The 19826-nt window shown below is 51.3% G+C and carries 22 protein-coding genes, 1 tRNA gene and 1 pseudogene; 10 read left to right on the forward strand and 14 right to left on the reverse strand.

The window, feature by feature from the left end; translation table 11 throughout:
• Positions 1-34: 34 nt before the first annotated feature.
• The 3 genes from LFE_RS06430 to LFE_RS06440 are packed head-to-tail and all read right to left on the reverse strand — an operon-like array spanning position 35 to position 1636.
• Positions 35-271, reverse strand: a complete 237-nt coding sequence (locus LFE_RS06430) for an SHOCT domain-containing protein (protein ID WP_014449422.1) — start codon at positions 269-271, stop codon at positions 35-37.
• 22 nt (positions 272-293) lie between these two features.
• Entirely contained in the window at positions 294-1028 is a 735-nt protein-coding gene (locus tag LFE_RS06435) for a hypothetical protein (protein WP_014449423.1), read from the reverse strand.
• 41 nt (positions 1029-1069) lie between these two features.
• Positions 1070-1636, reverse strand: a complete 567-nt coding sequence (locus LFE_RS06440; protein ID WP_014449424.1) for an OsmC family protein — start codon at positions 1634-1636, stop codon at positions 1070-1072.
• A 241-nt stretch (positions 1637-1877) separates the two neighbouring features.
• On the opposite strand from LFE_RS06440, the gene LFE_RS06445 reads away from it, so the two are divergent.
• The 10 genes and pseudogenes from LFE_RS06445 to LFE_RS06490 all read left to right on the forward strand — a co-directional run bounded on the left by LFE_RS06445 (position 1878) and on the right by LFE_RS06490 (position 8764).
• A complete protein-coding gene (locus LFE_RS06445; protein WP_014449425.1) occupies positions 1878-2609 on the forward strand; it encodes an MBL fold metallo-hydrolase in 732 nt (243 codons plus the stop codon).
• 41 nt (positions 2610-2650) lie between these two features.
• Positions 2651-3010 (forward strand): ArsR/SmtB family transcription factor, encoded by a 360-nt coding sequence (locus LFE_RS06450; RefSeq protein ID WP_014449426.1) that lies wholly within the window; start codon positions 2651-2653, stop codon positions 3008-3010.
• Entirely contained in the window at positions 3007-4323 is a 1317-nt protein-coding gene (locus tag LFE_RS06455; RefSeq protein WP_014449427.1) for an MFS transporter, read from the forward strand. The genes LFE_RS06450 and LFE_RS06455 overlap by 4 nt, the downstream gene beginning before the upstream one ends.
• A complete protein-coding gene (locus LFE_RS06460) occupies positions 4320-5450 on the forward strand; it encodes a hypothetical protein (RefSeq protein WP_232502576.1) in 1131 nt (376 codons plus the stop codon). The genes LFE_RS06455 and LFE_RS06460 overlap by 4 nt, the downstream gene beginning before the upstream one ends.
• 182 nt (positions 5451-5632) lie before the next feature.
• Entirely contained in the window at positions 5633-6298 is a 666-nt protein-coding gene (locus LFE_RS06465; RefSeq protein WP_014449429.1) for a hypothetical protein, read from the forward strand.
• Positions 6299-6433: 135 nt separating this feature from the next.
• A complete protein-coding gene (locus tag LFE_RS06470; protein WP_014449430.1) occupies positions 6434-6775 on the forward strand; it encodes a type II toxin-antitoxin system RelE/ParE family toxin in 342 nt (113 codons plus the stop codon).
• 2 nt (positions 6776-6777) lie between these two features.
• Positions 6778-7098, forward strand: coding sequence for a helix-turn-helix domain-containing transcriptional regulator (locus LFE_RS06475; protein ID WP_014449431.1), 321 nt, complete (start codon positions 6778-6780; stop codon positions 7096-7098).
• Between the two features lie 142 nt (positions 7099-7240).
• Positions 7241-7469, forward strand: a pseudogene (locus tag LFE_RS14685) (addiction module antidote protein).
• A 92-nt stretch (positions 7470-7561) separates the two neighbouring features.
• Positions 7562-8203 (forward strand): hypothetical protein, encoded by a 642-nt coding sequence (locus LFE_RS06485; protein ID WP_041774114.1) that lies wholly within the window; start codon positions 7562-7564, stop codon positions 8201-8203.
• A gap of 201 nt (positions 8204-8404) precedes the next feature.
• Entirely contained in the window at positions 8405-8764 is a 360-nt protein-coding gene (locus LFE_RS06490; protein ID WP_014449434.1) for a hypothetical protein, read from the forward strand.
• 176 nt (positions 8765-8940) lie between these two features.
• Here the strand turns inward: LFE_RS06490 and LFE_RS06495 are convergent.
• The 11 genes from LFE_RS06495 to LFE_RS06545 form a co-directional block, all read right to left on the reverse strand.
• Positions 8941-9015, reverse strand: a tRNA-Thr gene (locus LFE_RS06495).
• 74 nt (positions 9016-9089) lie between these two features.
• A complete protein-coding gene (locus tag LFE_RS06500) occupies positions 9090-10118 on the reverse strand; it encodes a PEGA domain-containing protein (protein ID WP_158310245.1) in 1029 nt (342 codons plus the stop codon).
• A gap of 97 nt (positions 10119-10215) precedes the next feature.
• Positions 10216-11295 carry a helix-turn-helix domain-containing protein gene (locus LFE_RS06505; protein ID WP_158310246.1) on the reverse strand — a complete coding sequence of 360 codons (1080 nt, stop codon included), beginning with the start codon at positions 11293-11295 and terminating at the stop codon, positions 10216-10218.
• Positions 11296-11376: 81 nt separating this feature from the next.
• The gene (locus LFE_RS06510; RefSeq protein ID WP_014449437.1) at positions 11377-12135 is read right to left on the reverse strand and encodes a tetratricopeptide repeat protein; all 759 of its coding nucleotides are present in this window, start codon (positions 12133-12135) and stop codon (positions 11377-11379) included.
• A complete protein-coding gene (locus tag LFE_RS06515; protein ID WP_014449438.1) occupies positions 12132-13076 on the reverse strand; it encodes a PfkB family carbohydrate kinase in 945 nt (314 codons plus the stop codon). Before LFE_RS06515 ends, LFE_RS06510 begins: the two co-directional genes overlap by 4 nt.
• Positions 13076-13939 (reverse strand): S-methyl-5'-thioadenosine phosphorylase, encoded by an 864-nt coding sequence (gene mtnP, locus LFE_RS06520; RefSeq protein ID WP_014449439.1) that lies wholly within the window; start codon positions 13937-13939, stop codon positions 13076-13078. The genes LFE_RS06515 and mtnP overlap by 1 nt, the downstream gene beginning before the upstream one ends.
• A 102-nt stretch (positions 13940-14041) precedes the next feature.
• On the reverse strand, positions 14042-14956 hold the full coding sequence (gene miaA, locus LFE_RS06525) for a tRNA (adenosine(37)-N6)-dimethylallyltransferase MiaA (RefSeq protein ID WP_050989495.1): 915 nt from the start codon (positions 14954-14956) through the stop codon (positions 14042-14044).
• Positions 14938-16857: a DNA mismatch repair endonuclease MutL gene (gene mutL, locus LFE_RS06530; RefSeq protein ID WP_014449441.1), complete on the reverse strand. Its 1920-nt coding sequence runs from the start codon at positions 16855-16857 to the stop codon at positions 14938-14940. The genes miaA and mutL overlap by 19 nt, the downstream gene beginning before the upstream one ends.
• Before the next feature lie 5 nt (positions 16858-16862).
• Positions 16863-17624, reverse strand: a complete 762-nt coding sequence (locus tag LFE_RS13070) for a tetratricopeptide repeat protein (RefSeq protein ID WP_014449442.1) — start codon at positions 17622-17624, stop codon at positions 16863-16865.
• Positions 17625-17658: 34 nt separating this feature from the next.
• Entirely contained in the window at positions 17659-19017 is a 1359-nt protein-coding gene (locus tag LFE_RS06540; RefSeq protein ID WP_014449443.1) for a DPP IV N-terminal domain-containing protein, read from the reverse strand.
• Positions 19007-19825: a TonB C-terminal domain-containing protein gene (locus LFE_RS06545; RefSeq protein WP_014449444.1), complete on the reverse strand. Its 819-nt coding sequence runs from the start codon at positions 19823-19825 to the stop codon at positions 19007-19009. The genes LFE_RS06540 and LFE_RS06545 overlap by 11 nt, the downstream gene beginning before the upstream one ends.
• Between the last annotated feature and the right edge of the window lies 1 nt (position 19826).

A 19826-nucleotide genomic window follows, 5' to 3' on the forward strand; every position in this document is an offset into this window, starting at 1 on the left:
GTCGTGGCATTGTAATCGAGATAGACCGGCCGAATCAGTCCAGATCCTTTCGCATTTCAAGATATTGCTCGCGGGTGATCTCGCCTTTTGCGTAACGTTGGTCCAGCACTTCTTTCGGAGTTTCCTCCTTGCGCGGAGGAGAGGAATTCCCGCAAGAATCCCCTCCCATTCTTCTCATGAAGACCATCAGGAAAACTCCGAGTCCCGCCAGAAAAAGAAACGGAAAAATCCACATCCAGCCCATCGCCCACATACCGTTCATCCATGGCATTTTTTACCCTCCAATCATCTGGTCAAGTCTGAGCCGGAAACACTTTTGCCAGCCATAAATAATAGCCGGCCACGAGAAACATGAGCGTGGCGCTTGCATAGCGCACCCAGCTGATTCCGTTGATCCGGCATCCTGCCTCCAGGACCCGGTCGGATGCAACCCCAGCCAGAATAAAGGGGGCACTCCTGCCAAGACCAAAGGAAAATCCCAGCAAAGCGCCATATGCAGGCGTCATGTGAGGCATCCCCAGGCCGAAAAGAACCATGAGAGAAATCAGTGGAGCGCCGAGACTATAGACCAGCCCGACAAAAAAAGCCCATGGGATGGTTGCCGGAGTATTGGACTTGAATACGGGATGTCCAGGCGATTTTCTCCGGAGAATCCAGATTCCCACAAAAAGGGCCAGCCCCACCATGGCGAGGCTCCATATTCGCCGCATTTCCCCGCCAACCATCAACGATACACTTCCGGCGACTGCTCCCAGAAGAATCATTCCAAGCCACATTCCGCCAGCAAAAGCCGATCCCAGCCAGAGGCCCTTTCTTCTTCCGGAAGAGACGTCTTCGGCCCCGGAAGTACCGGCAATCCCCAGCATGGTCGGAATCGTAAAAGGACAGCCTGCGGTTCCGATCGCCCCAGCAACAATCATCAGGACGACCAGTAAAAGGCTTGGACCATGATCCAGTATCACGAGCCAGAATTTCAGGAAGGAAAGAAGCCAGGACGAGCCTGCTCCTTCCGGAAGAGACTTTTCCATTTTTCAGACATCCTCTTCGAATGATTTTTTGCCGATGTTTTTCAGACTTTTTTCAGCTCAGAAAAAACCGGCACCGGGTTTCTGATAATATCCAGAACTGGAGAGATCTCCTGCGATGTGGTCCACAGATCCTGGAGCTCTGCATCCGTCGCGCTGCTTTTGACCCGGCAGATCACTCGGATACCTTCGTATCCCGGACGGACGCTTTTTGAGAGTCCCAGAAATCCCTGCAAGTCAAGATCGCCTTCCAGTTCGAGCTCCATGGAATCGATTCCGATTCCGCGTGCCGTGGCATTGTAGACCAATCCGACAACCAGACAAGACGCCAGAGCGTGAAGAACTGCCTCCACGGCATTTGGCCCGGCATCGCCTCCAAGAAGGACCGGCGGTTCATCGCCTTCCAGAACAAAAGGATTCTTTCTGGAAGAATCTTCTTTTCCCGTTCCGTAAAACCCCTGGATTGTCGTTTTGGAATGTGCCCCGGCAACCCATCTGTTATGGGCCCGGAACCTGAAGCGTGCAAGGGAGGGATCAGACTTGACCGCTGTAACGGTTCCGATCAATGCCTCCAGATTGACCCCGTTTGGTGCTTTTTCCGTATTCTCCATCGATGTCTCCTTATAAAGGGAACTCCATTTTCTTGATCTCTGGAGGACTCCAGAGTCTTTTCCTGGAGATGGAAAGAAAGTGGATCAGAAAGCTCCTGAATCCTGCGCTTTGCAGTTTGACTGCATTGACTTTGACTGCATTGAGACTTGACAGGATGCTCCACCCCTGCCTATCCTAGTCAAAAGTTTTCATAGTTGCAATCTTTCTAAAATTAAATAATTCTAACACAAAGAGGTACCCATGTTTTTCAAACAATTTGCGACTCAGGAAGCGACACTGTCCTATTTTTATGGATGTGGAGGACTGGGCAAAGCCATAGCGGTTGATGTCGTCCTGGGCGATGAGGACTGGTTTGTTTTGGAAGCTGAAAAAGCCGGTGTCCGCATTGCCTATGTCGTCGATACCCATGTTCATGCCGACCATGTCTCGGGAGGGCGCCGGCTCGCAGAAAGGACCGGAGCAGAGTTCTGCCTTCACGAAAATGCCGGGAAGATCGTACGATCTCCTTTCCATTTTCTGAAAGATGGCGAGATTCTCGAAACGGGGAATGTCCTGACGAAAATCCTCCATACGCCGGGACACACCCCGGACAGTATCTGTCTTCTGGTCTCTGATCTCCGCCGCGGAGAGGATCCATGGTTCGTCCTGACCGGAGACACCTTGTTCGTCGGGTCAGTCGGACGACCGGACCTGGGAGGGAAACCGGAAATTCTGGCTGGAGAGATCTTTTACAGTCTCCGCGACAAAATCCTTTCTCTTCCCGACGAAGTGGAAATCTATCCCGGCCATACCTCCGGAAGTGTTTGTGGTGCGGGCATCTCCGGAAAACCCTCCTCGACGGTCGGATTTGAAAAACGCTTCAATCCCTTTCTTGCGCTCAAGGATCCTGCCGTTTTCGTTTCCGCCCTGACCGCCGAGATTCCGGAAAAGCCGGCGGAATTTGAGAGAATCGTCGCTGCCAACTGCGTATGAAAAGTCTTGAACGATTCATTATTGAGGAGAGCCTGAAAATCATGGATACCGTTCGTTTTGTTCTCGTATCGGAGATGTTTTCTGCCATGTCTCATCCAAAGCGTCTCGAAATCATCAGTCATATAGGACTATCGAACCGGGGCTCGGGTGAGCTTGCTGAACTGACACACCTCTCGAAAGCCAATGTCTCCCAACATCTGAATGTTCTAAAAGCACGAGGGCTTGTTGTCTGCGAGAAATCAGGAACGGCCTGCCGCTACCGGCTGACCAGCTCCAAGGTTCTCGAAATCTGTGATCTCATTCGTCAGATGATTCTTGAGCAAATGGAAACCACTTCAGAGAAAAGAAAAAGTCTAGCGAACGTCACCCCATTCGTCCGGGAGAAGAAAGAGAAGGCATGACCGCTGCGGATTCTTTCCAGCGAGGCATTCGCCCCAATCTGAACCAGTTTCTCCAGCAAATCCTCCAGGTCTTTTTCGTGGGACTCATGATCGGCATGGAACGCACGGCCCTGCCAGGTCTGGCCCAGAAAGATTTCGGCGTCGCAAAGGGGTCCTTCCTGTTCCTTCTCTCTTTCCTGTTCTCCTTCGGACTGGTCAAGGGGATCCTGAACTTCATCGCAGGATCCCTCTCCGACCGGATCGGACGAAAACGGGTTCTGGTCATGGGGTGGATCGCCGGACTCCCCATTCCGTTTCTTATTCTCATGGCCCCCAACTGGTGGTGGATCGTTCTGGCCAATGTCTTTCTGGGAATCAACCAGGGATTTGCCTGGTCAATGACCGTCACGAGCAAGGTGGACATTACATTGCCCGAAGAGAGGGGGATGGCGACCGGCATAAACGAAAGTGCGGGGTATTTCGCAGTAGGGATCTCCGGCATCGTCACCGGATATCTTTCCGTACGCTACGGTTCCCGGGAGACACTCTTCTGGTTCGGCCTCTCGGTCGTCACCATCGCCCTCGTCCTGGCCATCGGCTTCATCCGGGAAACACTCCCATGGGCCAAGGCGGAGCATGCCGAACACCGGAATAATACCTTTTCGGGCCCCCCGCCACGATTTCCTGAAGGGGTCTCCGAACACCCCGGAGCCAGAGAAATCTTCCTTCTCGTGTCCTTTCGCCACCCCACATTCCGCGCCCTTTCCCAGGCCGGGATCGCCAACAAGATCGCCGACACGCTGGTCTGGGGCCTTCTTCCCGTTTTTCTTCTGGGACGGGGAGTCACTCTCACCGCGACCGGCTGGGTGACCGGACTCTATGCCATGGTGTGGGGCGTTTCGCAGATCGTCACGGGCAGGATCTCAGACCGGATCGGGCGAAAGATCCCCATTGTGTCAGGACTCTGGTGTCTTGCCGGAGGAATTTTAGCCATGGCGCTCTCCGAAAACCAGCCATTCCGGCTTTTCTCGGCGACGGTGATGGGGGTTGGAATGGCACTTCTCTATCCGAATCTTGTGGCCGCTGTAGCGGATATTTCTCCTCCGGCTTGGCGAGGAAAAGCACTGGGCACCTACCGCTACTGGCGGGACACGGGGTATGCCATCGGAGCTCTTCTTCTTGGCGCCATCGCCCAGTGGAGACAGGAAGTGATATTGACATTTTGGGTCACCTCCGGACTTTTGATCCTCTCCGGACTCTGGGTCGCTCTGGGTGCCGAGGAAACCCATCCCTTAATAAACCCGTCCCAGAAAATCCGGACACTTTCCGAATGAAAGGAACTCTTGTGGGTAAAATTGCTTTTTTTCTCCCAAGCATCACCATTTTCTTCTTGTTCACAGACGCTTGGGCCGATCCGCCAGGACCCTCCCCTCAACCTGCGATTCCTGTCCCTAAAAACTCTTCCTCTCTCCCTCCCGTCTCTTCCCGAATATCGGATTCTACTGACACGACCCCGCTTTCATTCAATGGTCCCGACGCCCTCTCCGCTTACAAACACTCCTGGAACCCACTCACGGCGGGACCGAACATGGTCTCCTATGCCGACACTCTTCCCGAGGGGGTTTTCAATGCCCGGTTCTTTTTTTACAGCCGGTTCACCCAGGCCCAATACACCAACAGCGGGGGAATCACGGGACTTCCACCGGGCTTCTATGAAACACAGATGCTCGCCCTGGAAGCCATGTATTTTGGCCTCGGATCCAATACGGAACTTGCGATTCTTCCTTCTCTTATCGGAACGGATTCATCGATCGGAGGATCATCGATAAACGGATGGGGACTGAATGATTTCAGTATCGGAATCAAGCACCGGTGGATTATCCAGGACCCGAACTCGGCCCGTCCGTCCTTCGCGACGTTTCTTTTTTTGACGCTCCCGACCACTTCCTGGCTTGGGACACCCGTTCCAAAGGGAGGGCTTCCTCCCATTTCGGTTCTCCCCGCCACCCATTTTGGAAGCCCATCCATTACCACGACATTTCTTCTTCGAAAGAACATTCGTCCGCTCCGTTTCTACGGCGGACTTTATTACACCTACGGATTTCCCGGCATGGAATCGCTCACTGCGGCCGATTCACCAATCTTTGCCCAGTTTGGTGATCTAGTCCAGTACAAGATGGCAGTTGAAGATGTGGTCAACGAAAAGCACGGACTGGGATTCATCCTGGAAATGGTGGGTCTTTCGGAGCTTCCGTTTTCGGCCGATGGACTACCGGTCAATACCACCCCCAGAAGTTTCAATCTGATCGCGGTGCAGCCAACTTTCGAGGTAAACATCACACCCAAACTCGCCCTTTCGGTTGGTGTTCTTCTTCCCGCTTGGGGAAACAACGAATATCTGGCCACGACTCCGAACTTTTCTCTCTGGTACTACTTCGGAAGCGGCACCCTTCAGCGATAAGAGCAGGCTGTTCCAAAGTTTTTTCTCTTCAAAATACTGGATGAGTTTTGTCACGAGCCTATTTCCATGAGGATGGTGACCTCTCCCCGGCGTGAGCGGCAGAGCTTACCGGGGTCTGACCGGAAGACTTCAGCCCATATAACAGAGATTTCACAGATTGGCGACGTCTTCTTCAATGGTGGATGTGCAAAAACACACTGGAGGAGCATCCGTCTCCCAAAGAAATCACGAAATGGTTTGACTATGTGTCAAAGAATTTTATCTATCAGAGCTCGTGGGGGCTAGGCAGTTTGATTGCCGTTGTCTTAAACGATAACGATTTTGCTCCCATAAGACCGATGAATATCGATGATTGGCCCAGAGCTGGCCTACCATGGATTGCTTTTTGGATGAAGGAACTATTCACTTGGGGTACGCTGGAGCCCGTTGCCGCGTTCCTTCTGGCCCGAGGCGATACTAAGACAAGAGGTGAGGCAGAACAAAAAGCTCAAGAATACTATGATTCCAGGCCTGCTAAAACCTATGCGAATGATTTGCTAGATCCACGCGCCATTCGCGTTTGGGCTCAGGAAACTCGACCTAGTCAGCGTACCTTAAGGGAGCCTGTTGATTTTGAGCAACTGGTCCGATTGACAAGGGAACGGGATATTTACCGATACCATCAAGTGTACGTTACCCCGATTGTCGTAAATGGAGGTTGGACATGGATCGACAAGGCTGGGTATGACGTTGCCAAAGGACCAATCAATGAAGACGTTCGGCTCAACGTTGAACAATATGAGTTTACCCTGGATATATCACACACCAAGGTCACGGGACGACAGTACTTGGCATACCAACTGCCGTGACGTTCAGCGCTCTGTCGACAAAGGAAAGCTGTGGAGTGATGGGAATTGAATCCACATAGGCTTTTCTGAAATGTGTAGCAAGAATCATGGGAAGTTTCGATTTGCATTATGGTAACATATGAGTTACTATCAAATATGTCCTTCCAAGTACAAGAATTGATGGAAGAAAATGGATCAAGCCCCTATGCCGATTGGTTCCAATCGCTTGATCCGACGGCTGCGGCGAAAATCGCCGTAGCTAAGATCAGAATGGAACAAGGCAATCTATCGAATGTCAAATGGTTCCAAGGGATTGGAGAATACAGAATAGATTGGGGGCCTGGCTATCGAATCCATCTGGCTAAAGAGGGGGAGAAAATCATTACCCTGCTTGGCGGAGGAACAAAAAAGGGGCAGCAGAAAGATATCATACAAGCGGTCCAATTATGGGAAAACTATAAGAAACGAAAGGCAAAAGGAATAAAAAGGAGTCCGTGAACATGGCTTTAACCAGAGATTTTAAAGAAACCGTTGTCGCTCGCGTTAAGAGTGATCCTGCTTTTGCGCAAGCTCTGCTCGATGAGGCCGTGAACCTTTTTCTGAACGGTGAACCAGACATCGCTAGGCTTGTCCTGCGAGACTTGGTGAATGCAACAATAGGATTTGAAGGTTTAGCGACGGACATCCATAAATCCAGTAAAAGTATTCATCGGATGCTGTCCAGATCCGGAAATCCAACGATGGAAAATTTTTCAATCATTATCACAGCCATTAAAAAAGCTCTCCATGTTGACATAAAGGCGCAAGTCGTTCCTGGATGATCATTCTTGAAAGTTGGAGAATACATGACTTCAAATTTTTCGGAAAAAGCGGCCTTTCAACAATACCTTGGGAGACATAAAAATGAAAAAACTTGAAACCCGGCCATAGGATCCAGCAGAACACCTCAAAACCGAAGAAGATATGGCCGCATATCTCGAAGCGGCCCTGGAGGATGGAGACCCCGCACTCGTGGCCGCTACCCTAAGAGATATTGCACGGGCGAAAGGAAGGACGCAAATCGCACGAGACACAGTCCTTGGACGGGAGAGCGTTTACAAGGCCTAATCGGCAGAGAGGAAATCCTGAGTTAACAACCGTTCTCAAAGTTCTTCGGCCTCTGGGATTTCGACTCTACGCCACCGTTGGGTAATGGTCATCTGCATTTTTCACACATAAACTTGGATTCAAAGGTGTGATCGAAATGGTTTCACCCAAAGATAGAATATTGATCGGGAAAGGATGATGGACAAGGCAACGCTTGATGCCATGACGGCCTTTGGTTCCATCGGTGTCATGATCGCCACATTCATCCTTGCCATGTTCACAGCTTGGCTAGCGTTCACGACCAGCAAAATGGCCCGTTCGACAACGAAGCTGACCAGGCAAGAAAACCAGCAACACATCGACAATTTAAGGCCGATATGCGTCTTGGAACCAAATGGCTATCGGTTGGATAACCAATTCTTTTTAGTTAAAGACCCGAATTCGTCTCCATCGAACTCAATGGTGATAATGAATGGTTCCATTTATAATAAAGGATTGGGTCCTGCAACTCATATAAAAACTGTTCTCAGAGTTTTGGATAAGAACAAAGATTTTGAGCAGGCAATCTATAGTGGAGTGATTCAGGTCGGAGAAGAGTGGCCCAAGTTCACCATTGGTAATATGAAAAATGTCGTTCCCATACAGATAAAATTTGAGGACAAATATAATTATACTGATTTTTCAACCATTGATACCGGAGCTTGGGAAATTTTCTTCGAATACAAGGACATTTTCGGAAATGACTATCACACCAAATACACTAAGGCCGGAAAAAACTTTTTTGCAGGAAGTTTCAAGGGTTCTCGGCCCCCTTTGGAAAGGGAACCAGCTGAACTTTGAAAACCGGTTAAATGACCATGACATCTGTGTGGAGATCCCAAAATTTAGGTGTCCTAGAGATTGATAATGAAAATATGGGCTTGAGAAACCCTCAAAAACCAAAGCGAAGCTTGTCTTCCTCTTCACGTTGTCGTTCACGCTCTGACATCGACTCCAGTGACCTTACACCGTTTTGATCCCAGGAACGAAGTTTCGGCAAAGATGTTCTCTTCGCAACCACGCACGAAGGTTCTCAGCCATGCCAGGTTCCGACTCGCTGGTCCGGACGAGAGGATTCTTTCCGGGAATATCGGCCGGTTCTGGTCTTCCGCCAGAGAAGATCTGGCCCGTCGTCTCGAAAAAGACGCCCCCCATGTGTTCGAACGGATCAAAAAGGCTCTCTCGGTGTCCGATTGGGAAACGGCGGTAAAAGACATGGGGGCTGCCCTGGGAGACATTCCCCCATCGCCGTGGCCTGTCAGCGGGGTTCTTTTCTGGCTTCGGTCGGCCGAATCGTATTTCTCCTCCGGTTTCGAGAAAACATCCACGAAAGCCGCCCGGATCCGGGCCATGCTTGGCTAGGGCATGAAACAAAGCACCATAGCGAAATCGGTCGGGACCTCTCGTCAGCTGGTCAACAGTATCGCCAACGGGAAACGCGGAAAATAGGGGAAAAATCTGTTGCAGATTTTGTTGCAACAAAGAGGGTAAATTGGGGTAAATCCAGGTAGGGAAGAATATCGGAAGGGCTTGAAAACTGGAGCCGGCGGTCGGGATTGAACCGACGGCCTGTCGATTACGAATCGACTGCACTACCACTGTGCTACGCCGGCTGGGAATACAAATGGCTGGAGAGATTCTCCAGCCAATATAAAGTTTTTTGCCCTTAATGGCAATACGATTGATCCTAGAACTTTTTCTGGAGGTCTTCCTGCCAGGGAGTCATCGTTCCACCCAAAATTCCGATCTTGTCCCTGCTGGTATGGTACTGGTTCATTTTGACCTTCAGGAGATGGACTCCCGGATCAAGGTCAAGCATCATGGGTGTCACACCATAAAAGACATTATCGATATAGACCTTCGCGCCTGAAGGGGTTGTTGTGACCACGAGCCTTCCCTTGCCTGCCGGGATGGGATTCTTCTGGAGATTATACTGATCTGCCGACAGGGTTTTTCCGGATACGGTTGCGGGATTGGCCGACGCTTCGACCTGGATCGATCCCGGAAAGACCTTGGCAAGATGTCCCACAGAGCGGTCCGCATATCCAAGAATGACCTTCTGGAGATCCCGGTCAAGCCGTTCAGCCGCAACTTCAAGAGGTTTGGAATGCTGGCTCTTGGTCATTGAACGCTCATGAATCCTGGTTCCCCAAATGGGATGGCCTGTCTGGGCATTGATAAAATACACATCGAGCTCGACCTGGTCTTTGGAGATCGCGGATCCTGTTCCTTCAATATAGCCGGTATGCGAGGACTGGAACTGGTAATTCATGATTCGGCCGACAATAAAAACATCGACATTCGGAAATCGGGAGCGAAGGGTCTGGACCCATCCGTTCGTCTGGAAAGAAAAGTCCGCAGGTGGATGATGGATCAGTGTGGATTTCAGGCCAAGGTAGTTGAACTGATCAACGAATGCCTTGGTCACATGAAGGTCGACATCCGAATCTGTCCTGTAAGTATTCGTTCCCCAACCGATATATTGGCGGTCTCCGGTCATCAGTGTGCTGGCCCGGTCATCTTTGAAGAGAACGACACCGAAGCGGAGGGATGAAGCATATTGATGAGGTTTTGTCATGCCGGCGCTGGGACGGTATTCAAGCTTGACCGGTGCCTGTGCGCAGCCGATGGGAGTCCCGATCGCGATAATCATCAAGGCTCCAAACAGGAGTCGCATCAATCTTGTTTTGGAAAGAACTGGACCGTGTGTGGACATTTTGCTCCATTTCCTCTTGAAAAAATTGTGTTTTTCCATGATCCCCATCCTCTACCGGGGACCCAAACCCATTCTGCGCTGGTCGGTTCAGTGCTGACTAATTTTGAATGACCACTTTTTTATGCTGGATCGATTTATTGTCCGGTCCTGGAGGACCCAATGCATGTCCGTCAAGAGAAAGGAGGATCGCTCCGGCATCCTTTGTGGAAATCCAGAAGACCGTCTTCGATCGAAACACTTTCGATTTCCCTTTGCTCAGGGCGTACCGTCTCGGCCGTCCATCCCCTTCCTTGATCGCGACATGAGTATCCCGTAATGCCGTAACCTTCAGTTTATGGAAGGAATCCGGCTGAACTTTCCCGTCTGATGAAGGAGGCTGAGGTGATGGAGTGGCAGCTGCCAGCGGGGTCGAAGGCTTTGATCCTTCTGTTATAGGCGCCGCTTGTGTCGTCTCCTTGAATGATGTTGGCGAAGCAGGCGGTTGAACAGGTGTTGGACTATTCTGTGTGCCTTGCCCCGACGGCTGAACTGGCGCCTGGGGAGTCGGAGTAGCCGCTGACGGGGGAGTCGTTGGCCCGACGGCTGGCTGGGAGGGCGCAGTGGTGGTCGCTGGAGGAATGACAGACTGGAGGGGGGTTGGTTTTTGAGCTGCTGGAGTTTTGGCTTTTTCTTCGGCATGGCGTTTGGCAGTCTTGTCCATCCAGACTTTCAGTGATCCCAGAGCGGCAACAAGGACAACAAGGGCTGCCAAAAGCCAGAGAAGAAGTCTTGAGGAACCGGAGGAACCTCCAGTTCGATCTGAGGAAGAGGAATCCTGAAGGATCTGATTGACCTGCAACACCGGATGAGGATGAAAGGTCTCCTCCGGAAAGGCGGTGATCAGTTCTTTGCTATAGTAATGAAGAAGAATCTCGGAGGGTAGTCCGAGCGCTTCGCAATATCCCCGGATATGCCCCTTCGCATAAAGCATGCTCGGATAAATGGACCAGGTACCCTCTTCAATCGCCTCCGTCCAGCGGGGACCGATATGGGTGATCAGATCAATCTGGTCAAGCGTCAGATCTTTCGCCTGGCGTTTGGACTTCAGGAACTCCCCAATTGTAGAAGCCCCGAGGTTTCGGATTTCTCCTTCAATGCGCTCCCTCTCTTCCAAAAGAGGGTCCATCTCATTTTTCATTGGAGGTTCCTGAGATTTGGAATCTTCAGGGTTCATCGAGGCTCCTTTAGCATATTGCTGACAATGGAGAATTCATGTGATCTATTGAAGCTTCTTGACGTAATGCATTGCCTTGACACCATCGACAGAATCCGGCTCAAGTCTGACGACTTCCTGAAAAGCGGCAAGAGCCTTCTCCCGATTTTCAAGTTTCAGGTAAATCTTTCCAATTTCAAAATACGGCTTTGGAAAGTTTGGGGCAAGGCGAATGACAAAAGAATACTCCTTGAGTGCCTGGTTCAATTTTCCCCGGGAATAAAACAGAGCTCCCAGATAATAATGAGCCGGGGCATATGAATTATTTCTCAAGATCGCCTTCGAAAAGTGATCCCTTGCCGCATCGAGGTCATGCATGGCCATATAGGTCCGGCCAAGATTGGTCAGCGGACGTTCCGGTGTCCGGTAGAGGCTGTCGGACAATGCGAGGTTGAAATAATGCATCGCCCTTTGGTAGCTGTGCTGACGAAATTCGATCAGTCCCAGGTAGTTGTTCGCCGCAGCACGTTCCCGGACAAATTTCCTGGCATTTAAAAGCTCATTGGTCGCATCCTGAAAATCATGCATTTTATAGTAAACATGACCAAGTCCATAATGCACCCGGCCAAGATTGGGATCGAGGTGGTTTGCAAACTCGAAATCCCAGAAAGCACCCTGAATCTGGTTTTGATTGAGCTTTCTCAGCCCTGATTCATAGTGCTCCAGCGCCAGATGCCTGTTCCTCGGTGAAACCGAAGGGGAACAGGCATCAAGCATAATGGGCAAAAAAACCAGAAGAACCTTTGCCCATTGTCGATGAGTCATCCCCCAAGCATCCCCATAATCGGTGAAACGGGACGATAGTCAGTCTGTTCCGAGAATTCGGAAAGACGTTCCGCCAATGTCTGGGGAGAAAGGTTTTCCATTCCGCCCGAACTGAACTCAGAGACGCAAAAGGATGCCATGACAGATCCGACGACAATGCCCCTTCTGAGCGTCGCGTCGTCCTTGCCGCCCTCCGAAGCCATATATCCGAGGAATCCCCCGGCAAAGGAATCCCCTGCCCCGGTTGGATCTTTGAGCGATTCTAGGGGAAATGCCGGTGAAAGGAAGATTTTTCCCCGATTGAAAACCATCGCCCCATATTCTCCCCGCTTGATGATCAGCGTTTGGGGACCCATGGCCGAAATGATTCGCGCGGCCGAGATGAGGTTGCTTTCTCCGGAGAGCATCCGGGCTTCCCCTTCGTTGATCGTCAGGATGTCGACCAGCTTGAGGACGTCCAGCAGTTTCTCCCGCTTGTTCTCGATCCAGAAGTTCATGGTGTCCAGCGCAATGATCGAAGGGCGGACAGAAAGGTCCAGAATGACCTTTTTCTGAATCTCCGGATCGATGTTGGCCAGAAACAACGTATGCACAGCTGGGTATATCTTCGAAATATCCGGCTTGAAACTCAACAGGCAGTTCAGATCGGTCTGAAGCGTTTTGGCCGAGCTGAGATCGAAGCCATATTCTCCGCTCCAGTGGAAAGAGGGCTCTTTAGAAATCTCGATTCCCGCGACATCCATTCCACGGGATTTCATGGTCTCGAATCCCTTGGACGGATAGTCCGAACCAACGATTGCCATTACCCCCACACTTGTCCAGTACGAAGCTGAAATACCGGCAAAAAAGGCCGATCCACCCAAGGCATTGTGAACCTCTCCAAAAGGTGTCTTCACATCATCAAGCGCAACGGTTCCTACAATTACCAAAGAAGGAGTCATTAAAGGATCCCCAGGAATTTGAGATTTTTACGTGTTTTTTCCGGTATGACGGAATGATCCGTTACGAGGGACGTTTTCAGTGCCGATGCACAGTTGCATGTTCTTTCCGGAAGTTTGCCGATCGCCTCAAGGAGGATGGCGTTTGCCTTTTCCACATTGTCATGCATGACGGCCAGAACATCGGCGACGGTGACCATGTCATGATCCGGATGCCAGCAATCGTAGTCTGTCGCCAGTGCGAGAGTCGCATAACAGAGTCCTGCCTCCCTTGCCAGTCTGGCTTCCGTTGCGTTGGTCATCCCGATGACATCCGCATTCCAGCTGCGATAGAGCCGGGATTCGGCCTTGGTGGAAAAAGAGGGCCCCTCGATGCAAACATAGGTCCCGCCCTTATGGGAGGAATACCCAAGCTTTTGGGTCGCATCGAGAAAAGAACCCGCGACCTGGGGGCAGACCGGGTCACCAAAGCCGGTATGGCCGACAGCGCCAGCGCCATAAAAAGTCATCTCGCGCTTTTTGGTCAAATCGATGAAGTCGTCCACCACCACCATCATGCCCGGCGGGATCTCCTCCTTTAGGGAACCGACCGCAGAAACAGAAAGCACCCGCTCAACACCGAGAGATTTCAGACCTGCGATATTGGCCCGGTAGTTGATCTCCGAGGGGAGATAGCGATGGCCCTTGCCATGTCTGGAGAGAAAGACCACAGGCGTCCCATTGACGCTCCCTGTCATATAGGGATCCGAGGGGAGCCCCCATGGCGTTTCGACGACGCGCAACTCGTCCACGATGAGACCAGCCATCTGGTAAAGGCCGGACCCACCAATAATCCCGACCGGGGGAAGCTTTTTCGTCCGCACCAAACATCCTCCTTCTGATTTCCGTCCGTGTTACAATCCTTGTCAAGTACAATAGCAAAAATCGACACAGAATCAAAAATGATCTAGATCAAAAGAATTAAATTATTATTTTTGGCCCGGGTTGAACATCGAATCAGCGGAAGGTGTCAGCCATTGGACATTCAAAAGATGGCGAAACCACGTTCTTTGCCGTTTCGCATATTGTCGGGTTTTGATCTCGATGGTGGCAATCGCATCCTCAAGATCGACCCCATCCCTGACAACGCTCAGAATCTCCGGATACCCAAGGCTCTGGAATGCGGGCTCATGACCACCATATCCTTGAGAGAGAAGTTTCTCGACCTCAGAGACCCATCCTCTCCCGATCATTTGCCGGATTCTGTGAGAGATCCTCCCGGAAAGCTCTTCCGGAGTCCACAAAAGACCGACAACGGGACCGAATGGAACCGGATCCAGACTGTTTTCACGGAAAATGACCGATGGAGGTTTTCCCGTCAGTCTGTGAATCCAGAGGGCCCGCGTGATGCGCACCCTGTCATTTTGCATGATTTCTGATGCGCGGACCCGGTCGATACGTTTCAGTTCGTCAAACAGATCACCGGAAGGGATTGGGTCACACTGAGCATAAAACTCCCTTTTTTCATCCGGATCTTCAACAGGCAACTCGAGGAATCGTTCCATGACGGTCCTCAGGTAAAGACCAGTACCGCCTGCAAGGACCGCTTTTTTGCCCCGTTTTTTAATCTCGTTCAGCGCCTGGAGGCAATCTCTCCGAAACATCCCCGCACTATAACATTCTTCGGGAGAAAGCACATCGATCAGATGATGCGTCACCCCTTCCTGTTCTTCCGGGGATGGCTTTCCGGTTCCGATATCCAGATGCTTATAGATCTGGCGGGAATCGGCAGAGATGATCTCGGCATTATTGTCCCTGGCCCAGGAAATGGCCCACCTTGTCTTTCCCGAGGCTGTTGGTCCAACAACAACCATATCAAAACCGATCAAGTCCGGTCGAACCAACTTTCGATCGTTCCTTTTTCGAGTGAGAGGATGGTGGGGCGGCCATGGGGGCAACTGAAGGGATGATCCGTCTCCAGGAGCGTTTGCACCAGACGTTCGGCATCGGGCTTTTCCAAAAGCTGCTGGGCCCTGATACTGGTATGGCAGGAGAGGGTCATCAGCGTCTCGTCGAGCCGGTCCGAGCGGAGAAGCGAACATTCGAAACCGTTCGAGGCTTCGGAAAGTTCCTCCAGAAGATGCTGGGGATCCTCCCCTTCGAGTATGGCAGGGATTGAGTCCACCCTAAGAGATTCTGGACCGATCGGCTCGACCGAAAACCCGATGGCCTTTAGTTCATCGAGTCGGGAGTCGAGTCGGCTGATCGCCATGGAGGAGAGACGGACGATCATGGGAAAGAGGTACGGCTGGGTCCGGATTTCCCCCTCCGAAAACATTTTTTTCAGGGCGTCATACCTCACACGCTCATGAGCCGTATGCTGGTCGACCAATGCGAGGGTGTCATTGATGGTGACCACCAGGAACGTTTTGTACGCCTGGGCCAGAAAGGAGACCTTCGCGGGTGAGTCTGAGCGAAAGTCCAGAGAGACCGGTTTGATCATTCCGGGTGACGGGAGGGATTTCAGTTTCTCCGAAAGACCTGAAAAATTCCCCGAAGAGCCGCGATAGGAAAAACTTCCCCTGTCAGGTGACCACCCGGCGTTTTTGACGGGACTTGGATGGGAGACGGACCTGCCATCGTTTTTTTCAGATGGTGTTCCTGAAAATGTCCCCAGAAATGCGGGTGAGCCCTCATCTGTTTTTGGACGGGAAGGATTTACCTCATACTCTTTCGGGAGTAGCTGTTCTTTTGCCAATGAGGTTCCGGAATCCTCCAAAGGATCAGGTGGTGTGCCTCTCCCGGGAGAGGCTCCGGAAAATGCCTCTATTCCCTCCGTAACGGCGCGGCGGACAAGCGCAAAAATCCGGTCCGGCTCCTGGAAGCGGACCTCTTTTTTGGTCGGGTGGACGTTGACATCCACTTTTTTGGGATCAAGTGCCAGAAAGATCCAGACTCCCAGATGAACATCCCTTTGGATCAGTCCATGGCCGGCCGATGTGACCGCCTGATAAAAAGCCGGATGGCGCACCCATCGCCTGTTCAGGAAAAGATGTTGGTTCTGTCGGTCCTTGCGAATTCTTGATGGAGTGAGGACAAAGGCGTTGACAGAGAGCTCCCCTCCTTCGATCAAAATCTCAGAAAGCTCGTTCCGGTCAAACTCCGGATACACATCCACAAGTCGGCCTGCCAGGGAATTTCTGGCGGGAAGCGAAAGCACTTGACGCTCTGGTGTCGCAAGGGAAAAAGTCACTTCCGGATGGGCGAGTGCGATCTGGAGTACGGTTGACTGGATATGGGAAAACTCGGTCGATGGGGACTTCAGGAATTTCTGCCGCACAGGAACATTTTTGAACAGGTTCGAGATACGGATCGTTGTTCCCCTTGGTCCGTCCCAGTCTCGCATGACGGGATCCGAGCCGGGAACGGATTCGTAGTGCGACCCGGCGGAATCCCCTTCCGGCTTTGTCGTCAGATCCAGACTGGAGACAGAGGCGATGGCCGCGAGAGCCTCCCCCCTGAATCCCATGGAAACCGTCTGGAAGAGATCTTCGTAAGAACGAATCTTGCTTGTCGCATGCCTGATGAAGGCTTTTGGCAAATCCTCAGGGAGAATGCCCGACCCATTGTCGGAGATCGATATCTCCCTGATTCCCCCTTCGGAAACGATAATGGAGACCTTTGTTGCTCCGGCATCCAGACTGTTTTCAAGAAGTTCCTTCACGATCGATGCCGGTCGCTCCACAACCTCTCCGGCGGCGATCTTGTTCACAACACTGATGGGAAGTTCCCTGATGATTCCCAAAGGATCTACTCGAGCCTCTTGATGCGTCTTTTTGCCTTTTCATCGAGGTCTGTCTCGCCGGGAAAGACATCCAGGATCCTTCTGTAATAATGGATCGCCTGGGATTTGTTTCCCAACAGCTCGTAGGCCATGGCCCTCTTATAGAAAGCATCGGCCTTTTTTCCGCTTTCCGGGTATTTTTGAATGAGCTGGTTGTAGGCATCGATCGCATCCTTGTAATTCTTGGAGTAAAAAAGGGATTGACCGACCCAGAACTGGGCTGACCCCGCCAGATAGGATGAAGGATATCGGGAAATGACCTCGGAAAACTCTTTTTGAGACAAAGAAAAATGGCCGGATTGATAATCCCTCATGGCTTGCGAGTAGATGGATTTTGCGTTTTCTGTCGGAGATCCGGCTTGGGGAACTGTCGCTGAAGGAGCCATCGGGACAGGTGTAGCCCCAGAGAGCGGCGCTGCCGGTTGAGGTGGTGCCGAGGCGATCTGGCCCCTTAACTGATCGATCCTGTGATCGATTGTATCCAGGCGGCCGCGAAGGGACTCAAGTCTTGCTTTCTGGCGATCAAGACGTGCTTCCATATCGGCAATCTGGCTATTGAGCTGGTCTCCTCCTGAGGACCCCAGCTGACTCTGTAGTTTGTGGATTCGGGCCTCATCATTGTCCACCCTTGCTCTTAAATCGGACATGTCAACGGAAGTCGCACAACCAGTCAGGACGAATCCAGCCAAAAGAAGTGAGGAGCGGGACAGAAGAGCTCGGATGTGCATCAAGGACTCCTTCTAAGGAACATTGTGCGAAAGTTCAGGGAATAGCCCACATGGGAGTGATGACATCCCTTGGAAAAGTTCCAATGCGATGGGTATGGGAACCGTCCAGAAACATTTTCATGATGACGCTTTTTCCTCTTACCTGATGGGAATAAATGATGCTTCGCCCATCGGGTGACCAGTCCGGACTGTCATCTTGTCCCCGACCGTGGGTAATCTGGATAGACCTTGATCCATCAGGCGTGGTCAGGCATATCTTAGGACGATGTCGATCATTCATGCAAACAAATGCAACAAGATCTCCGGATGGTCCCCATGCTGGTGAAACATTATAAAAACCATTGTAAGTAATGCGATGGACATTTGTTCCGTCCGAATCCATGACAAAGATTTGCGGATGTCCGTCCCGATCGGAAACGAAGGCGATCTGGTTTCCGGATGGAGACCATGATGGGGAGAGATTGTTGCTCCTGGAAAAGGTCAATCGATTGAAGGTCTTGTCCTTGAGGGTCGTTACATAAATTTCTGTCCGTTGTGAACGGTTGCCTTTTGAAAGCGCCACAGCCAGATGAATGCCATCTCGTGAAAAATCGGGAGTGATATTGAGCCCCGGGAATCTTGCCAGAGCGGTTCTTCTTCCCGTCCGGAGATCGTAAACGAGAATCTGCGGGTCCATGTGAAGATAGGAGACATAGGCGATCTGGTGGGTTTTTAATGACCATGCCGGAGAGTAGGCGAGAACATGGTCAAAGGTCAGACGATGCAACCCTTCCCCATCAAAATCCATCGCGTAGAGATCATATCCACGCCTGGGATTTTTTCCGATGAAAGCGATTTTTGCCATCGCGATTCCCTTAAGCCCGGTAAACTGAAAGATGACATCATCGACAAATCGATGGATCGCGTGCCTTGCCGCACCGGAAGTCGTGTATTCTCTTGAGAGGAGAACTTTTCCGGAAACCGGATCCCTCACAACCCCGAGAACATGAGTACCCGTTCCGTCTTCGGTCACTCTTGCCGCCGCGACACCTTCATACCCTCCTGAAGCCAGCATGGAGGTTCCCTCTCCTGTCAGGCTGATCGCCTGAAGCTTGGATACCGCTTCGTTTGAGGGGATTGAGACATCGAAGTACCCTGACTCCACCAGATCCCGAAAAATAAGATCCTGCGCCTCCTTGGTCGCCTTCGATGATGCCACCGCCCCCTGTGTCAGTGGTATATAGGCAAGTTTGAACATCAGGCCGGTCTGGTTGGATATCACGCTCAGATCGATCGCATTGGCCTTTTCTCCATGGCTCATGAAGAAGAGAGTGGTGAAAAGGATCAATACCAGAGATAGGGGAGAAACAACGCGTATTGGCTGATGAAAAAAGGAAGTATTGTTATTTTCCATCAAAAACATCTCCATGGGATGTGGCTTCAAGTGTGACAGTGACCACTTCTTCCTCTTTTCGAAAAGAGGACGGCATCCGGGGAAAAGGCACAGACCTCAGGACGCTCATTGTTGCGGCTTCATCAAAGAGAGGTGATCCGGAGCCGGTGATCACCTTGGGATCGCCCTTGATCGAACCATCCTTCAATAAAACAAAACGGACAGTTGCTCTTAACCCTTGGGAATTGGGTGGAGGAAACCAGTTCGACTTGATCCGGGAAATCAGCAGATGTTCCAGGAAGGTTGGGAATGCCTCCCCCTGTATGTCCATCTTAACAGGATTGGGCTTGGTATTTTCAACCCTGCTTTTGGTTGGAAGCGGTTTGACAAGAGATTTTTTGGGCGCACTCTTGTGAAAAACCTTTGACTGCTTTTTCACAACCGGTTTGCTGGGTTTAACGGGTTTGCGGATTTTTTTGTGAATGACCGGCCGTTTTTTTTGGGGCACTGGCTTGTGTACGACAGGATGAGGCTTTGTCTGTGCATGGACAACCGCATTTTTATGGACCGGAATGGTTTTGACCACGGCTTTTTGGGGCTCTGAGTGTTTCGGGACCGGTGGAGACTTTTTCGGAACGGGTGGAGAGGGAATTTTTTTGACATCGGTCTCGGTCACCAGAGTGACGGTCGTCGCGGAAGGAAATCCCTTCGGACGATGATCCTTAAAAAGGAGTATGGCGAGCAGAAGACAAAGATGAACCAGCAGGGATAAAAGGTAGAACCAGGCTGGAGAGAGTCCGCCAACCGAACGGGTTTGTGAACGGATCACG

The organism is Leptospirillum ferrooxidans C2-3, assembly GCF_000284315.1.
Lineage (GTDB): Bacteria > Nitrospirota > Leptospirillia > Leptospirillales > Leptospirillaceae > Leptospirillum > Leptospirillum ferrooxidans.

Excerpts from the sequence above, each read along its gene's own strand:
- LFE_RS06475 (WP_014449431.1), top strand. The coding sequence starts at position 6,778 with ATGGCTTTAACCAGAGATTTTAAAGAAACCGTTGTCGCTCGCGTTAAG.
- LFE_RS06435 (WP_014449423.1), bottom strand. The coding sequence starts at position 1,028 with ATGGAAAAGTCTCTTCCGGAAGGAGCAGGCTCGTCCTGGCTTCTTTCC.
- LFE_RS06470 (WP_014449430.1), top strand. The coding sequence starts at position 6,434 with ATGTCCTTCCAAGTACAAGAATTGATGGAAGAAAATGGATCAAGCCCC.
- LFE_RS06445 (WP_014449425.1), top strand. The coding sequence starts at position 1,878 with ATGTTTTTCAAACAATTTGCGACTCAGGAAGCGACACTGTCCTATTTT.
- LFE_RS06540 (WP_014449443.1), bottom strand. The coding sequence starts at position 19,017 with ATGGAAAATAACAATACTTCCTTTTTTCATCAGCCAATACGCGTTGTT.
- LFE_RS06510 (WP_014449437.1), bottom strand. The coding sequence starts at position 12,135 with ATGACTCATCGACAATGGGCAAAGGTTCTTCTGGTTTTTTTGCCCATT.
- LFE_RS06455 (WP_014449427.1), top strand. The coding sequence starts at position 3,007 with ATGACCGCTGCGGATTCTTTCCAGCGAGGCATTCGCCCCAATCTGAAC.
- LFE_RS13070 (WP_014449442.1), bottom strand. The coding sequence starts at position 17,624 with ATGCACATCCGAGCTCTTCTGTCCCGCTCCTCACTTCTTTTGGCTGGA.
- LFE_RS06465 (WP_014449429.1), top strand. The coding sequence starts at position 5,633 with ATGTGCAAAAACACACTGGAGGAGCATCCGTCTCCCAAAGAAATCACG.
- LFE_RS06430 (WP_014449422.1), bottom strand. The coding sequence starts at position 271 with ATGCCATGGATGAACGGTATGTGGGCGATGGGCTGGATGTGGATTTTT.
- LFE_RS06515 (WP_014449438.1), bottom strand. The coding sequence starts at position 13,076 with ATGACTCCTTCTTTGGTAATTGTAGGAACCGTTGCGCTTGATGATGTG.
- LFE_RS06460 (WP_232502576.1), top strand. The coding sequence starts at position 4,320 with ATGAAAGGAACTCTTGTGGGTAAAATTGCTTTTTTTCTCCCAAGCATC.
- LFE_RS06500 (WP_158310245.1), bottom strand. The coding sequence starts at position 10,118 with ATGTCCACACACGGTCCAGTTCTTTCCAAAACAAGATTGATGCGACTC.
- LFE_RS06505 (WP_158310246.1), bottom strand. The coding sequence starts at position 11,295 with ATGAAAAATGAGATGGACCCTCTTTTGGAAGAGAGGGAGCGCATTGAA.
- LFE_RS06490 (WP_014449434.1), top strand. The coding sequence starts at position 8,405 with ATGTTCTCTTCGCAACCACGCACGAAGGTTCTCAGCCATGCCAGGTTC.
- LFE_RS06485 (WP_041774114.1), top strand. The coding sequence starts at position 7,562 with ATGGACAAGGCAACGCTTGATGCCATGACGGCCTTTGGTTCCATCGGT.
- LFE_RS06450 (WP_014449426.1), top strand. The coding sequence starts at position 2,651 with ATGGATACCGTTCGTTTTGTTCTCGTATCGGAGATGTTTTCTGCCATG.
- LFE_RS06440 (WP_014449424.1), bottom strand. The coding sequence starts at position 1,636 with ATGGAGAATACGGAAAAAGCACCAAACGGGGTCAATCTGGAGGCATTG.